Source organism: Vibrio sp. 1288 (genome assembly GCF_033344475.1).
In genome coordinates, this window is the sequence record NZ_JAWPOX010000029.1 from 14,865 (window position 1) to 30,775 (window position 15,911).

General features: G+C 45.0%; 14 protein-coding genes. 7 read left to right on the plus strand and 7 right to left on the minus strand.

The features are described from left to right. Positions 1-15: 15 nt before the first annotated feature. Positions 16-900 (minus strand): (2E,6E)-farnesyl diphosphate synthase, encoded by an 885-nt coding sequence (gene ispA, locus R8O11_RS18515; protein WP_033905843.1) that lies wholly within the window; start codon positions 898-900, stop codon positions 16-18. A gap of 21 nt (positions 901-921) precedes the next feature. After that, on the minus strand, positions 922-1,164 hold the full coding sequence (xseB, locus tag R8O11_RS18520) for an exodeoxyribonuclease VII small subunit (RefSeq protein ID WP_005381566.1): 243 nt from the start codon (positions 1,162-1,164) through the stop codon (positions 922-924). 263 nt (positions 1,165-1,427) lie between these two features. Between xseB and pomA the strand changes: the two genes are divergently transcribed. The 7 genes from pomA (at position 1,428) to rlmM (ending at position 8,322) form a co-directional block, all read left to right on the plus strand. Then, on the plus strand, positions 1,428-2,189 hold the full coding sequence (gene pomA, locus R8O11_RS18525; RefSeq protein WP_005381564.1) for a flagellar motor protein PomA: 762 nt from the start codon (positions 1,428-1,430) through the stop codon (positions 2,187-2,189). A gap of 14 nt (positions 2,190-2,203) precedes the next feature. After that, complete coding sequence (locus R8O11_RS18530; RefSeq protein ID WP_033905844.1) at positions 2,204-3,151, plus strand: flagellar motor protein MotB; 948 nt, start codon at positions 2,204-2,206, stop codon at positions 3,149-3,151. A 211-nt stretch (positions 3,152-3,362) separates the two neighbouring features. After that, a complete protein-coding gene (gene thiI, locus R8O11_RS18535; protein ID WP_005383617.1) occupies positions 3,363-4,811 on the plus strand; it encodes a tRNA uracil 4-sulfurtransferase ThiI in 1,449 nt (482 codons plus the stop codon). A 510-nt stretch (positions 4,812-5,321) separates the two neighbouring features. After that, positions 5,322-6,242: a transcriptional regulator GcvA gene (locus tag R8O11_RS18540; protein WP_005383616.1), complete on the plus strand. Its 921-nt coding sequence runs from the start codon at positions 5,322-5,324 to the stop codon at positions 6,240-6,242. Further along, on the plus strand, positions 6,223-6,846 hold the full coding sequence (locus R8O11_RS18545; RefSeq protein WP_033905847.1) for an alpha/beta fold hydrolase: 624 nt from the start codon (positions 6,223-6,225) through the stop codon (positions 6,844-6,846). The genes R8O11_RS18540 and R8O11_RS18545 overlap by 20 nt, the downstream gene beginning before the upstream one ends. After that, on the plus strand, positions 6,836-7,234 hold the full coding sequence (locus R8O11_RS18550; protein WP_033905848.1) for a DUF423 domain-containing protein: 399 nt from the start codon (positions 6,836-6,838) through the stop codon (positions 7,232-7,234). Before R8O11_RS18545 ends, R8O11_RS18550 begins: the two co-directional genes overlap by 11 nt. Then, positions 7,231-8,322: a 23S rRNA (cytidine(2498)-2'-O)-methyltransferase RlmM gene (gene rlmM / locus R8O11_RS18555; protein WP_017820611.1), complete on the plus strand. Its 1,092-nt coding sequence runs from the start codon at positions 7,231-7,233 to the stop codon at positions 8,320-8,322. The genes R8O11_RS18550 and rlmM overlap by 4 nt, the downstream gene beginning before the upstream one ends. Before the next feature lie 108 nt (positions 8,323-8,430). Here the strand turns inward: rlmM and xni are convergent, their stop codons facing one another. The 5 genes from xni to queF form a co-directional block, all read right to left on the minus strand. After that, positions 8,431-9,213, minus strand: a complete 783-nt coding sequence (gene xni, locus R8O11_RS18560) for a flap endonuclease Xni (protein ID WP_005381982.1) — start codon at positions 9,211-9,213, stop codon at positions 8,431-8,433. Between the two features lie 58 nt (positions 9,214-9,271). Beyond that, the gene (ppnN, locus tag R8O11_RS18565) at positions 9,272-10,648 is read right to left on the minus strand and encodes a nucleotide 5'-monophosphate nucleosidase PpnN (RefSeq protein WP_005383611.1); all 1,377 of its coding nucleotides are present in this window, start codon (positions 10,646-10,648) and stop codon (positions 9,272-9,274) included. A gap of 291 nt (positions 10,649-10,939) precedes the next feature. Continuing rightward, positions 10,940-12,505, minus strand: a complete 1,566-nt coding sequence (locus tag R8O11_RS18570) for a sensor domain-containing diguanylate cyclase (RefSeq protein ID WP_033905849.1) — start codon at positions 12,503-12,505, stop codon at positions 10,940-10,942. A 98-nt stretch (positions 12,506-12,603) separates the two neighbouring features. After that, the gene (locus R8O11_RS18575; RefSeq protein WP_017635678.1) at positions 12,604-14,886 is read right to left on the minus strand and encodes a tetratricopeptide repeat protein; all 2,283 of its coding nucleotides are present in this window, start codon (positions 14,884-14,886) and stop codon (positions 12,604-12,606) included. Between the two features lie 164 nt (positions 14,887-15,050). Further along, on the minus strand, positions 15,051-15,896 hold the full coding sequence (gene queF, locus R8O11_RS18580) for an NADPH-dependent 7-cyano-7-deazaguanine reductase QueF (RefSeq protein WP_017821755.1): 846 nt from the start codon (positions 15,894-15,896) through the stop codon (positions 15,051-15,053). Positions 15,897-15,911: the final 15 nt, after the last annotated feature.

Below are 15,911 nucleotides of genomic sequence, written 5' to 3' on the forward strand. Positions count from 1 at the left end.
TGCGCGCTTATAGTGTTAATTTTTGCGCTCGATGACATATCGGGCGAACTCTTCGAGTAACTGAGTATTGTATGGGATAGCTTCCAATGCTTGAAGTGCTTCCTGTAACAGAGTGTGAGCTTTCTCTATGGCTCCCTCTAAACCCAGCAGGGAAGGATAAGTGCTCTTATTCAGACCTTGGTCGGAACCTTGAGGCTTACCCAGTGTTTCTGTGTCACTGATGATATCAAGAATATCGTCTTGAACCTGAAACGCCAAACCAATTGCTTTTGAGTAGCGCTCCAAGTGAGGTAGAACCTCGATACCTTTCTCACCAGCAGCTAATGCACCTAATTTTACCGCACAATCAATCAGAGCTCCGGTTTTTTTACGGTGTATCTCTTCCATTTCTTCAAGAGAAACTTGGCGATTTTCCGCGCCTAAATCTAAGGCTTGCCCTACACACATGCCGCTGGCACCAGAGGAATGCGCTAAGGCTTTGATCATGCTGATGCGTTGAGCTTCTGCCGCCGGGCTTAATTGACCATCAGCAATAATAGTGAAGGCAAGGGTTTGTAGTGCATCACCTGTCAGTATTGCGGTTGCTTCATCAAACTTAATATGACAAGTTGGTTGACCTCGACGCAGTTCATCATCGTCCATGGCTGGCAGATCATCATGAATGAGTGAGTAGGCATGTATACATTCGATAGCAGCGGCGGGGGTGTCTAAGTCTTCAGGTTTACAGCCGAGCATTTGACCTGTGATGTAAACAAGAAAAGGGCGAACGCGTTTCCCACCTAGCAAAAGGCCGTATTTCATTGCTTGAATCAATGGCTGCTCTTGATATGGAAGCTGATCGAGCCACAAATTCAATTGCTGATTGTTTCTTTGTTGAAAAGACGTCAATGTCTGTTGCATCACATTGCTCACTACTGATTGTTATTCTGAATCTGGTTTGAAGTCACTCAGTGGTGCTTCATCATCTTCACTAAGAAGAATGCTCACGCGCTGTTCGGCGTCGCTTAATTTAGTTTGGCCTGCACGAGCTAAGGCAATGCCTCGTTCAAACTTACGCAGGGCATCATCTAGAGCAAGATCGCCATTTTCTAATTGATCAACCAAGCTATCAAGCTCTTCAATGGTTGCTTCAAAGGTCATGTTTTCTGGTTTCTTGACCGCCATCTTTTTTCTGCCTTAATCAAGCCTCGGGTAAGATGCACGAAAGTTACCTTAGCCTAGTAACTTGGTCAAATTTAACCTTATATAATTGTCACAAAATTAGCGTTCAACGAGTCTAAGCGGTGAAACCCCATATTTTGGTTGAGGTTGTTAAGTGTAATTTGTGATCCATTAGCTAAGATTTTTCTAAAAATTCTGCGCGAGTTGTCGATACAGGTAATAATCCGCCCAATGGCAGTATTTGAGTATAGCGTGAGGAGTGCTTTGTGGATTTAGCAACCCTATTAGGTTTGATTGGTGGTTTTGCATTCGTCATTATGGCGATGGTGCTTGGTGGCAGCATCGGCATGTTTGTCGATGTCACGTCGATCCTTATTGTCGTTGGTGGCTCAATATTCGTCGTGTTGATGAAGTTCACAATGGGACAGTTTTTTGGTGCGACAAAGATTGCTGGCAAAGCCTTCATGTTTAAAGCGGATGAACCCGAAGACCTGATCGCAAAAATTGTGGAAATGGCCGATGCGGCGCGTAAAGGTGGTTTTCTTGCTCTTGAAGAGATGGAAATAAACAACACATTCATGCAGAAAGGCATTGATCTACTGGTTGATGGCCATGATGCCGACGTTGTGAGAGCGGCACTCAAAAAAGACATCGCGCTTACGGATGAACGACATACGCAAGGTACTGGTGTATTTCGCGCCTTTGGCGACGTTGCTCCTGCGATGGGAATGATTGGCACCTTGGTTGGTCTTGTTGCGATGCTTTCAAACATGGATGATCCAAAAGCGATTGGACCAGCAATGGCCGTTGCACTCTTGACCACATTGTATGGCGCGATCCTGTCCAATATGGTGTTTTTCCCTATTGCGGATAAGCTTTCTCTTCGTCGTGACCAAGAAACGCTAAATCGCCGTTTGATCATGGATGGCGTATTAGCGATTCAAGATGGCCAAAACCCGCGAGTGATCGATAGTTACTTGAAGAACTACCTCAATGAAGGTAAACGTGCCCTTGAGATTGACGAGTAACTTGGAGAGTCGTGATGGATGATGAAGATAACAAATGCGATTGTCCGCCACCTGGCCTCCCGTTATGGATGGGGACATTCGCAGATTTGATGTCGCTACTGATGTGTTTCTTTGTTCTTCTGCTCTCGTTTTCTGAGATGGATGTACTGAAGTTCAAACAAATTGCAGGATCAATGAAATTTGCTTTCGGTGTGCAAAATCAGCTTGAAGTGAAAGACATTCCCAAAGGTACTAGCATTATTGCCCAAGAGTTTCGACCGGGTCGGCCGGAACCAACTCCGATTGATGTCATCATGCAGCAAACCATGGACATCACTCAGCAGACGCTCGAATTTCATGAAGGGGAGTCTGATCGAGCTGGTGGCACAAAACGTGATGAAGGCAAGTTAACGGGTGGGCAATCGGCAGAAACGTCAACTCAAAACAATGAGTCTGCCGAAGCGGACATGCAACAACAGCAATCTAAAGAGATGTCGCAAGAGATGGAAACCTTGATGGAAAGCATCAAGAAAGCCTTAGAACGAGAGATTGAACAAGGCGCCATTGAAGTTGAAAATCTCGGTCAGCAGATTGTTATACGTATGCGTGAAAAAGGTGCATTCCCAGAAGGTTCGGCTTTCTTGCAGCCTAAGTTTCGTCCTTTAGTTCGTCAGATTGCAGAGCTAGTAAAAGACGTGCCAGGCATTGTTCGAGTATCTGGCCATACAGACAATCGACCGCTAGACTCGGAACTTTATCGTTCTAACTGGGATCTCTCTTCTCAGCGTGCAGTATCAGTCGCGCAAGAGATGGAGAAAGTGAGAGGCTTCTCTCATCAACGTTTGAGAGTGCGGGGTATGGCGGATACGGAGCCCTTGTTACCGAATGATTCTGATGAAAATCGTGCGCTTAACCGACGGGTTGAAATCAGCATTATGCAAGGCGAGCCTCTCTACAGTGAAGAAGTGCCAGTAATTCAATAACTAGGCTTTAGTTTTAAGTCAGTAAAGAGGTAAGAAAGCGAGCAGATTGCTCGCTTTTTTTGTTTTTCCAATCCGCTTGGGTGTATAATCTTGCGCCTTAAAAGTGAGCTCAGACTACTTTTTGTGACTGAAACGCGGTTTTACTGCGTATGAAGTATTGAAGTTGAGTGTCACTCTTTGTTGATTGCGAAACTAACCTGCGAATTAGACTATGAAATTTATTGTAAAGCCCCATCCAGAAATTTTTGTAAAAAGTGAATCTGTGCGTAAGCGCTTCACAAAGATTTTAGAGTGCAACATTCGTAACATCATTAAGAGCCGCACGGAGTCTGTCGCGGTATTTAACCGTCGTGATCACATTGAAGTGACCTCTGAGAGTAACGAATTCCACGCTGAAGTTCTTGAGGTTTTGACTCATACACCAGGCATTCACCACGTACTGGAAGTGAAGCAAACTGAATTTAAAGACTTGCACGATATCTTCGAGCAAGTGCTAGAACTCAACCGTGCTGCACTCGAAAATAAAACCTTTGTTGTACGTGCGAAGCGTCGTGGCAAGCATGACTTTACCTCTATTGAACTAGAGCGTTATGTAGGCGGTGGTTTAAATCAAGCGATTGAAAGCGCTAGTGTTAAGCTACGAAACCCAGACGTGACGATCAAGGTAGAAGTCTCGAACGACAAGCTAAACCAAGTATTGTCTCGTCATAAAGGCCTAGGTGGTTTCCCACTGGGTACGCAAGAAGACGTGTTAAGCCTGATCTCGGGTGGTTTCGATTCTGGTGTTTCAAGCTATCTTCATATCAAGCGTGGTTCAAAAGTACATTACTGCTTCTTTAACTTAGGTGGTCCAGCACACGAAATCGGCGTTAAGCAGGTTTCTCACTACCTATGGAACAAATACGGTTCTTCAGCAAAAGTACGTTTTATCTCAGTTGATTTCGAGCCTGTGGTTGCGGAAATCCTAGAGAAAGTCGATGACGGCCAAATGGGCGTGATCTTGAAGCGTATGTTTATGCGTGCAGCAGGCATGATCGCCCAGAAGATGAAGATCGAAGCATTGGTAACAGGTGAAGCGCTAGGTCAAGTATCGAGCCAAACGCTAACCAATCTACGCCACATCGATAACGTAACAGACACGCTGATTCTGCGTCCGCTTATCAACTGGGATAAAGAAGACATCATCAATCTAGCACGTGAAATCGGCACAGAAGATTTCGCAAAGACAATGCCAGAATACTGTGGTGTTATCTCTAAGAAGCCAACCGTGAAAGCGGTGAAAGGCAAGCTAGAAGCTGAAGAAGAGAAATTCGACTTTAGTATCCTTGAGCAAGTGGTTCAAGAAGCTCGCATGATGGACATTCGTGATATCGCGAAAGAGTCTGAGCAAGCCGCACCAGAAGTAGAGCAAGTTCAAGCGGTAGAAGAGCACGCGGTTGTGCTAGATATTCGTAGTCCTGAAGAGGAAGACGATAACCCACTTGAAATCGAAGGTGTGGATGTGAAACATATCCCTTTCTACAAGCTGGGTACACAGTTTGGTGACTTAGACCAGTCTAAGACATACCTACTTTACTGTGACCGCGGTGTGATGAGCCGTCTGCAAGCGCTTTACTTGCAAGAGCAAGGCTTCAGCAACGTAAAAGTTTACCGTCCATAGCTGACTGTTAAAATACGTTAAAAGGCGCAAATTGAGACATCAATTTGCGCCTTTTTTGTTTTTGATCGCGTTACAGACAACCATTACTTAGCATAATGTTGAGGCTCATCGCAAAGCCATACACTTTGTGTTGATATAACGATAATTAATCCGAAAGAAGAGTAATAAAGTGATATTGCTGCCAGATATGCGGATGAGATTTTTGATAGATAAAAAAACACCGCCTAATTTAGGCGGTGTAACAAATTTGACAGACAGGTCAAAAATAAATACAGGAAGTATATGTTTTGTCACAGGGAGTGTGGACAAAACATTATGGTAGAAATCTACCTAACTCGAAATACGAGTTTGCAAACACAACATCGCAACAACGAAGCCAATTGATTTCCAAAGAAATCAAGCCGTTCAGGCCCGTGTTGCGGGGTGAAATATAGAATTTATCTGGCTGTTCGACAACGGACATTTTATAATGTTTCAGATTAAAAAAACTAATCCTATTAGAGGTCCCATATGTCTCGCAGATTGCCTCCATTAAATTCGCTTCGAGTCTTCGAAGCGGCTGCTCGTCATCTCAGTTTTACACGAGCAGCAGAAGAGTTATTTGTTACTCAAGCCGCGGTCAGTCACCAGATTAAAGCGCTTGAAGAGTTCTTATCATTGAAGCTCTTCCGTCGACGTAATCGTTCTTTGTTGTTAACAGAAGAAGGCCAAAGTTACTTTCTCGATATCAAAGATATTTTCACCTCGATTGCGGAAGCGACAGATAAGGTGTTGGAACGTAGCGAAAAAGGGGCATTGACGATTAGCCTACCGCCGAGTTTTGCTATCCAATGGCTTGTACCTCGTTTGGCCGATTTTAATGCTCAAGAGCCCGATATCGATGTACGTATTAAAGCCGTAGATATGGATGAAGGCTCACTGACTGATGATGTTGATGTGGCGATCTACTATGGCCGTGGGAACTGGCCAGGTTTGCGAGCAGATAAATTGTACCAAGAGTTTTTGATCCCACTTTGTTCACCTTCATTACTTTTGGGTAACAAACCATTAGAATCTTTAAGTGACCTCAAATTACATACTTTGTTACACGATACTTCGCGTAAAGACTGGAAGCAGTTTGCTCGTCATTACAACATTGAAGGCATCAACGTAAACCACGGTCCTATTTTTAGTCACTCAACGATGGTGCTACAGGCTGCTGCGCACGGTCAGGGGGTCGCGCTCGGTAACAACGTACTCGCCAAACCTGAAATGGAAGCCGGACGACTCATTGCACCATTCGACGAGGTGTTGATATCTAAGAATGCATTCTATGTGGTGTGTCATGAACAGCAGGCAGATATGGGCCGAATCGCAACGTTTAGAGACTGGATGTTAGCAACCGCGAGAAAAGAACAAGAGGAAGTATTGGATGAATCACTGGATAGCTGAGGGGTCTGAAAACGGACCGCTGTTTATTTTTGCTCACGGCGCAGGTGCGGGGATGGAGCATGACTTCATGACAGCTGTCGCCAAAGGATTAGTGGAGCAAGGTATTCGTGTAGTGCGTTTTAATTTCCCTTACATGGTGAAACGTTCGGAAGATGGCAAAAAGCGTCCGCCCGATCGCGCGCCAAAGTTGCTCGAAGCATACAGCGAAGTGATCGCTCACTTTACTTCTTCTCCCGTGGTTATTGGTGGTAAGTCAATGGGCGGTCGTATGTCGAGCTTGTTGGCTGAAAATGAGCTGGTGGCGGGCATTGCCTGTTTAGGGTTTCCATTTCACCCGCCAGGAAAGCCAGAGAAATACAAAGGCGAGCACTTAGCAACCATTGAGAAACCTACGCTGATTCTGCAAGGGGAACGAGACACCTTTGGTAAGCGTGAGGAATTCGATGATTTCGTCCTTTCGTCACAAGTAACGGTGAGCTTTTTACCTGATGGTGACCACAGCTTCAAACCGCGCAAGATCTCAGGTCATACTGAAGTGGGTAACATTGCACTCGCGATAGAGCAGTTAGCGGCGTTTATAAAAGAGGTGTACAGTGAAAAGTAAGTGGTTACTCTCATTCTCTGCTCTGTCTGGGCTGATTTCGGTCGCTCTTGGAGCATTTGCTGCTCATGGGCTAAAAGCGACACTGGCCCCTTATTTGCTCGGTGTATTTGAGACCGGAGTTCTGTATCAATTTATTCACACGTTGGCGATTGTGTTTTGTGCCATTCTGCTTCTGCTCCATTTGGGACAAAAAGCACAAAAATATTTTTTCATTGCGGCGATTTGCTTTATTATCGGCATCTTTTGTTTTAGCGGCAGTCTTTACGCGCTGGCGCTGACGGGCATTAAGTGGTTTGGGCCAATTACTCCTGTGGGAGGATTACTGTTCATGATTGGTTGGTGTCTGTTCTTTTTTGCTGCGTTCAATATCAAAGAGGTCTCCAAGTGAAACAACTAATGCTCTATTGCCGTTCTGGCTTTGAGAAAGAGTGTGCTGGTGAAATTCAGGACAAAGCGACACAGTTGGAAGTGTATGGCTTCCCTCGTGTGAAGAGAAACTCAGGTTATGTTGTCTTCGAGTGTTACCAAGATGGAGATGCCGACAAACTTGCGAGAGGTTTAGACTTTAAGTCTTTAATTTTTGCTCGACAAATGTTTGCGGTAGCAGCTGAGTTTCAATCGTTGCCAAGTGATGACCGCATTAGTCCAATTTTGAATGAACTAGCAGACATTGAAGCATTCCCTCGTTGTGGTGATTTGAGAATTGAAACGCCAGATACAAATGAAGCGAAAGAGCTACTGAAATTCTGCCGTAAGTTTACCGTCCCAATGCGTCAAGCGTTGCGCGGCAAAGGCTTAATGCTGAACAAAGATAACGCGAAAAAACCAGTACTGCACATTTGCTTTGTTGAGCCTGGCCACTGTTACGTTGGTTACTCTTACACTGACAACAACTCACAGTTCTTCATGGGTATCCCTCGCCTTAAATTCCCAGCAGACGCTCCAAGTCGTTCAACACTTAAACTGGAAGAAGCATTTCATGTCTTTATTCCACGTGAAGAGTGGGATGAGCGTTTGGCACCAGGTATGTGGGGTGTGGATTTAGGTGCATGTCCAGGCGGTTGGACGTACCAATTAGTGAAGCGCTCAATGTTCGTTCACTGCGTTGATAACGGCATGATGGCAGACAGTTTGATGGAAACTGGCCAGATCAAACACCATATGGTGGATGGCTTTAAGTTCGAACCAGACCGCAAGAACGTAACATGGATTGTTTGTGACATGGTGGAAAAGCCAGCTCGTGTTGCTCACCTGATGGGACAGTGGCTGTTAAAAGGTTGGGCAAAAGAGGCCATCTTTAACCTTAAGCTGCCAATGAAAGGGCGTTATGACGAAGTGCTGCAAGACCTTGAAAATCTGAAGCAGTTCCTCATTGATAATAAGGTAAAGTTCAAGCTACAAGCTAAACATTTGTATCATGATCGTGAAGAGATCACGATTCATATCCAATGTCTGTCGAATATTTCACCTTACTAACTTTATTCCCTGAGTCTTTTAGGGATAGTGATTAGAATAGAAAAAGCGCCTTCAAATGGCGCTTTTTTAATATCTGAGGGTTTCATGGTGTGAAACTACCATCGGGCACTACTCCGCTTTGTTTGGCCCTAAAAAGCGAATATCTTGCAAGTTAAAGCCTAGTTCTATATCGCACTTTAAAGCGGCGACGCGTTTACATAAACGAGCAGACTCAATGTGCTCATCCAATTTTTTACGGTATTTCGGTACGAGATCTTCACTAGCGTAGGCAGCTTCAATACTCTCAAACTGAGTGAGAATCTCTTTCGCTGCTTTCGGGCCAATTCCAGGTACGCCCGGAACCTGGCTAGAGCTTATCCCTGTCAATCCCCAGTAATCCGCTAGTTGACTTGGTTTTACGCCGAACTCTTTTTCGATAAATGGTTCATCTAACCAACGATGTTGGAAATAATCACGGATTTGTAGGGTAGGGGAAAGTAGCTGGCAGTAACCTTTGTCAGTCGAAACGATGGTGACTTTTTCACCATGGCTGGCCACTTTCGTTGCGAGTGTAGCAACCAAATCATCTGCTTCATCGCCTTCAGACAGCAATGAATCAATACCTTGCTCCCACCACGCTTGTTGAATCGCATCTAACCCTTGCAGTAGTGGCAGAGGCATTGGTTTTCGGTTTTGCTTATAGTCAGGGAGAATTTCAGCGCGCCAACCTCTATCTTGTTCGTGGTGATCAAAAACTGCGATGATGTGTGTCGGGTTGGCCTCTGACAGAATGCGAGTGAGGGTTCTTTGCGTTGTGGTTATGGTTCTTGCTATGTCGGTTGGATCTGGTTGTGCTGAGTGCACTCGGCGGATCAGGTTTAGGGCATCAATGATAACAAGATGAATAGACATAATGACTTAGCAATAAAAAAGGGGCGTAATGCCCCTAGTGTAACGAATGCTAGCCTGACTATCGACCACCAATTTCCGGGTGAGCGATTCGATAACACGGTTCGTAGTCTGAACCGCCAGGTAATTTCATTCGGTGCTGTTCGACAAAGTCTTTTAGCAACTTATCGAGTTTTTTCATGAGGACTGCGTCGCCATGAATGGTGAAAGGCCCTCTACGTTCTATTTCTCGAATGCCTTCAGCCTTTACGTTACCTGCCACTATGCCAGAGAAGGCTTGACGCAAGTTGGCCGCTAAAACTTGCGGTTCTTGATCTAGGCTTAAATCCAATTGTTCCATCGACTCATGAGTAGGCTCGAATGGCAGTTGGAAGTTTGGCTCAATTTTCAATGACCAGTTAAAGCTGTACGCATCGCCTTTCTCTTTTCGGTGAAGGCGTACCGAGTCCATGGAGCGTTTCATAATACGAGCGACTTCTGCCGGGTCGTCAATGATGATCTCGTAGTGCTTTTGCCCTTCCTCACCAAGTGTGTCGCGAATGAACTCATCAATAGAGCGGAAGTACTCTTCACTCTCTTTTGGTCCTGTTAATACGATAGGCATTGGTTGATCGGCGTTATCCGGGTGCATCATGATGCCAAGAATGTACAGTAGCTCTTCCGCTGTGCCCGGGCCTCCTGGGAAAATAACGATACCATGAGCCATACGGACGAAAGCTTCCAAGCGCTTTTCGATGTCGGGCATGATGACCAGTTCATTTACTATTGGGTTTGGTGGCTCGGCCGCAATAATCGAGGGTTCGGTTAAACCAAGATAACGTTGCTGAGTATAACGTTGCTTTGCGTGCCCAATTGCTGCACCTTTCATCGGCCCTTCCATTGCGCCAGGGCCGCAACCTGTACAGATGTTAAGTTCACGCAGGCCCAGTTCGTTACCCACTTCACGTGTGTACTGATACTCCACTCCATTGATAGAGTGACCACCCCAACATACGACAAGATTCGGTGCGATACCTGGAGTTAATGCTCTGGCATTACGAAGAATGCCGAACACGAGGTTCGTAATGTGAATTGGGTTAGTAAGGTTGAGCCGTTGGGCGTCTGCCAAATGCATGTTTACGTAAACGATATCACGCAATACGGAGAACAGATGCTCTTGGATACCTTTAATTATTTCGCCGTCAACAAAAGCGTGCTCTGGCGGATTAGTCAGCTCAAGCTTAATACCACGCTCACGACGCACGACGTTGACATCAAACGATTGGTATTTATCGAGCAGTTCTTTCGAGTTATCGGTATGGCTACCGGAGTTCAACACCGCTAATGTGCAATTACGGTACAGCTGATAAAGTTCACTCGAGGCTGTGTTCTTTAAGCGCTCTACTTCTAGTTGAGATAGCAAGTCCATGCTACCAGCGGGGCTTATATGGGTAATCATAACGCCTCCTTGTGTTGCATTAATTTGAGGGAAAGTACCAACTTACCTTTTTGGTGTTATACGTATGGTTTGATGAAAGGTAGTTGGCCGATTTGGTTTTATGGTTATCAACTCCCAAGCAACCTCAAGATGATACATTTGCCTTTTATAAATACATCATCTTGAAGTGACTTGGGTTTTTACAGCTTAGCAGACTAAAAGGGAAGAAATGTGATAACTCGTTGAAAATGGGTGGTTATAAAGCGCAGATTGCACCAAACTTGGTTTGTTTGCTCGCTTTTTGTACGAATCTTAGCTCCAGTTAAGCTGGTTTGTTCCACGTTTTTTAGCGTCCGCAAGCATCTTGCCAAGACGATCGAGCACATACTCTGGCGTATCGGACTCTTTGAAAGACGTCGATACAGCAGCTAAGGTAATCATGATATTTTGCTCACGGAACTTAAAGGGTAATTGGCTAATATCACGCTGGATATGCTTAATCAGATCCAGTGTGTATTCTTCAGATTGTTCCGGGACGAGTAGAATGAACTCCTCGCCACCAAAGCGAGCCACTGTTTCCGTTTCTGATACGCGCTTGTTAATAGTACGAGCGATAATCTTCAGCGCTTTATCGCCAGCCGTATAACCATAGCTATCATTCACCGCTTTGAAATTGTCTACATCAAACAGCACAACACGAAGGTTTTGCTGAGAGCGAATCCAACGGCGATACTCTAGCTCTAGTCGATCGTTAAATGCAGTGCGGTTATAAACTTTAGTCAGCGGGTCGAGCAACATACGCTGAGCTTGGTCATCTAAGCGTCGACGATAATCTTGCGTAGTTTCAAATACCGCTTCGAGTTGGTTCTTACTGTAACTTAACCGTTCTTGCAGCGCTTGCTCTCGCTCTTCCGTCATTTTCAGTCGCTCTGTCAGCGACGCCATTTTTTCGAGAAGAGGCGTGATTTCTTTTTTCACAACCGCGATATCTTGAGCTTGATTAAGTGACTTTTGGCTTAATTCAACCAAGCTGTTCATTTCTGTGTTGAGCTCTTGGCGGTGTTCAAAGTAGGTATGATGCTGGTCGACGTTCTGATGAACGGTTTTTAGGTTACTTGCGAGAGAAGTGTTCAGCTGATCAAGGAATTGGCTAGACGCCTCGCGCTCGAACTTTGTTGCTTCGACAACCAATTTCAGCGTTGAGAGCGTAAGCTCAATGAGAGACTCGGCACTCACGCCAAGGAGCAACTTAGCGCGAATATCCAGCAATCTATCGCCTGATTCTCCCTCGAAATCCAGCTCTGTAATAGTATGTTGGAGGTCGCTGGCTAAGCACTCAAGCTGAGATCTGTCGGGATTGTTTTCAAATTCACTAAGATGTAGACGTGAATTAGACGTGATGATTTTCAGAGCGCGTTCGTAAATACTCAGTAGCTTAGTGGCTTGATCAGCTTTATTGCTGGCGTGAACTTCAGAGAAACTCATCAGGTTCCGTAGTTCACGTTTTAACTGCGCAGGTAAGCCCGTGACACGTTGCAGTGTTTCACCACTGTGCTTGATTTGTTCGTTAAGGTAACCGTTCTGTTTATCCATCGTCTTCGACTGCTGTTTGAGCATCCTCTCTAATACCGCTAAACGCGGGATAAGAGTGCTGATATCTTTTTGATGTTGCAGCTCTTGTTGGATTTCAAATAGGTAGTTGGATACCTGAGTATTCGAACCCTGGCAAGCTGAAGACAATGATGCCACAACGCGTTTAAGAACTTGTTGTTCACGTTTGAATTTGAGTGAAGTATCACGATGAGTCAGTCTGAGTTGGTCAAGTTGACAACTCAGCTGATGCAGCTGCGACTGAATATCGGATTCCAAGATTCCCATGAAGTGACTACGGTTAAGTCCATGTACTACTGACAATTATCTGATAATAACAAAAAACTTTATAGCGTCATTAGTTATTACGTTCAACAGGCGTTTAATTATCCATTTTTTAATATTTTCTTGATGTCGTCCTCATTCTTGTAGGACGAATGGATCTTGATCAGGCCTTGGCTAATGGCATGTTGACAAGCAGTTCTTATGTTACCTGTTGCAAAGCTAGCAGCAGGCGCATTATCGATGGCTTTTAAGAACACCCAGTGGCTTTGCTTATCCTTCAAGCTGACTTCTCGTGCGATGTGAGTAGCAAGCAATAACAGATCGAGTAATTCCTCATCGTTAATTGCAGTGTAGGCTCGGGGTAAGAACGGATAATCGCTGATGCCCATACGAATAATACGATTGACGTTGTGCTGCTGTGCGAACTCATCCACCCAAGTCTGGAATTTTTCGAACATGACTTCGGCAGAAGCATCACGGTCAGCGTTCGGTTCTATGTAGAGTAAGTTCGCATCTGAGAAATGATAAAGACGCGACGGTTTTTCTATTTTTTCCGCAAGGAAGTCGCCAAATGCACGTTCTAGTTCTAGACCTGCCTTATAGCCGTTATGGACGTACATGCTTCGTAAGAATGGCAAATCGATCATAACAAAGCGTAGGCGATCATTAAGTGGTTCGTGGATCAATTCACCCATTTGCCATTGCTCGAAAGTTTCGCTCGACTTTTTCAATGAGCGAGACAGCTTAACGTTCAGCATACGCAAGTTACGTAAACGAGAGCGAGAGTGGGTGAAGAGGTCGTTACGCAGTTTTTCGATTTCACTTGCTTGGCGCTGCATAATGACACCGCGGCGCATAATGAACAAAAACATGACCAATACAGTAATAAACAATGCAAATGAGATTTTTTGGAATTTACGATGCTCTCTTTCCACTTGCTCTAAGCGTTCTGATTGACCGATGTAATGGATGGTTTGTTCGGCAAATTCTTTTTGCTGACGGAACGCATCTTCACTGATTTGGTTAAGCTGCTTTTGTTCTAGACGAACGAGGTTGGTGTATTTTTTATAAGCTTGCAGAGAAAGTTTGTATTCGCCTGCCTGCTCGTAACCTAACCCAAGTAAACGGTATGATTGCTGCTTAATGAAGTTGTTATTTTCAGGTGACTTTTCAGCAAGCGCTAACGCCAGCTTTGCATTAGTAATGACGTCTTTACTGTCATTTTGATGATAAGCCAGACCTGACTGAAGCAGGGCAGCCTTTGCTTCAAGCTTAGGAATATTAGTGTATTCTAAAAGCTCTTTAGAGCGGTCTAAGTACTGCTCTGCTAGCGCGTAGTTATAGAGTTGTAGGTAGGTAGCCGCCAAGCTTAAGCGAATTTTAATGATTCTATTGATGTTCTTACTGGTACTTTCATGGTCAAGTACGTTGAAGTAATGCACTAATGCAAGGTTAAACTTACCCTGATAAAAGTAGATGTCGCCCATTTGCTCTAGGACGTCCGCTAGGATCGGAGAGCTAGGGTAAGAGTCATAAAAATCTGCGGCTTGAGATAAGTATTCGATCGCTTTGTCGTACACTCGTCGCTCCTGGAAGAGCCTAGCCAAAAGGCGATTCACTTTTGCTAATCTTGCACCACTGTTACTTTCAATAGATTGCCAATAACCGTATAGCAGTTCTGACAAAGCCAAATTGTATTTCTTGCTATTGAGGTAAAACTCGCCGACGGCTGTGTAGTAGTCGATCAAGGCTAACTCAGAGCGGCTATCGTCAAGCATGGTCTTTGCTTCAGAGTACAAGTTTTCCGCTTTAATGATATCGCCACTATGTGAAGCGAGGAGTGCTCTTTGCATCACTAGTCGGTAGCGAACACTGTCGGTGCGTTGTAATACGGCATCGGCTTCATCGAGCTGTTGTTCAATTTGGTTAAGCGTATCTTCCGCTTTTGAGTAGTTTTCGTCGTACATCCAAATCATTTGGTTGCGCATCAGCTGGAGATCTAAGTCCATGTACGGCAATTGATATTCTTGCGCTAAGCGTTCCGCTTTATTTAGGTGCTCGATAGCCGAACGAACATTACCCATGGCGTAATCTGCCTGAGCGATAATCTTGTGCGCTTCGATGGTGCTGCTTGGTGTGCGAACGCTACGATCTGTTTCGTCGCGAGACATGGCTGAAGGGCTGTCACTTTCTTTGCGTTCTGTTAGTTCACGCTGTGACAAATAGTTGGTTGCCGCTTGTTTTGCTTGTGATGGCTCTATTTCCGCCAATTGTTGTGCTTCGTTGAGTAACGCGGACGATAAAATGGTTGCATGAAGTGGCTGTACAAACAGCAAGCAAAGAAAGCCAATCAATTTGAATAGACGCGAACTGTCCCAAAACATCCTTTCGTTCCCTCGAACTGTTTTTAGATATGGCGATAACGGCGAAAAGCCTCAGTTAGCCGTTTAAATGCGGGTTGAAGCCATTTGATATAGTAACATGCTTGGACAATAAAAACGTCCGGCAACCCTTTAGATTGCCGAACTTATTTCTGTTGCCTATGCGTTTACTGACGAGCCATACGGTGATTGTGAGCTGGCTTATCTTGTTCCGTTGAGCGGTAAGGGTTGATATCCAAGCCTCCACGGCGCGTATAGCGGGCAAATACGGTCAGTTTGCTTGGTTGGCAGTATTTCATTAGATCCGTAAAAATACGCTCTACACACTGCTCGTGGAACTCATTGTGCTCGCGGAAAGACACTAAGTAACGTAACAGCTTCTCACGATCTATTTTTGCGCCTTGGTAGCGAATTTCTACACTGCCCCAGTCGGGTTGGTTAGTGATCAAACAGTTTGATTTCAATAGGTGGCTATGTAGCACCTCTTCAACTTGTGCTTCACCTGCCGCACCTCCAAGCAAATCGGCATCAAAATCGTAACTGGTGATGTCAATGTCTTGGTCATCTATACATTCACCGTCCATTGTTACGATAGGTTGATTGGTATAGTGGGTCACTGGATTCACCTCAACCAGCACCTTTTCACCTGCGCATTCAGACAGGTCTTGTGTTAAACGCTCAGTCACTTCTTCCCAGCTTGCAAAGCGGGTTTGGTTATAGCTGTTTAAGTACAGTTTGAAAGACTTCGATTCAATCAAGTTTGCGCTGGTGGCTGGAATGTATACTTCGCCAACGGCCACTTGTGGTAAACCTTTACTATTTAACCAAGACAGTTCATACAGCGTCCAAATGTCGTGCCCCATGAAAGGCAGAGTATCGCCTAACTGAAGGTCATCTCGGTTCAGGCTGCGAGGGACTGGTTGCAGCAAGCTTGGGTCATACTGGTTCGCATACTCGGTCGTTTTACCTAGTGTTAGGCCAGCAAGCTCTTTAGCGTCAGAATATTTGCTCATACTTTGTGGTCGTTT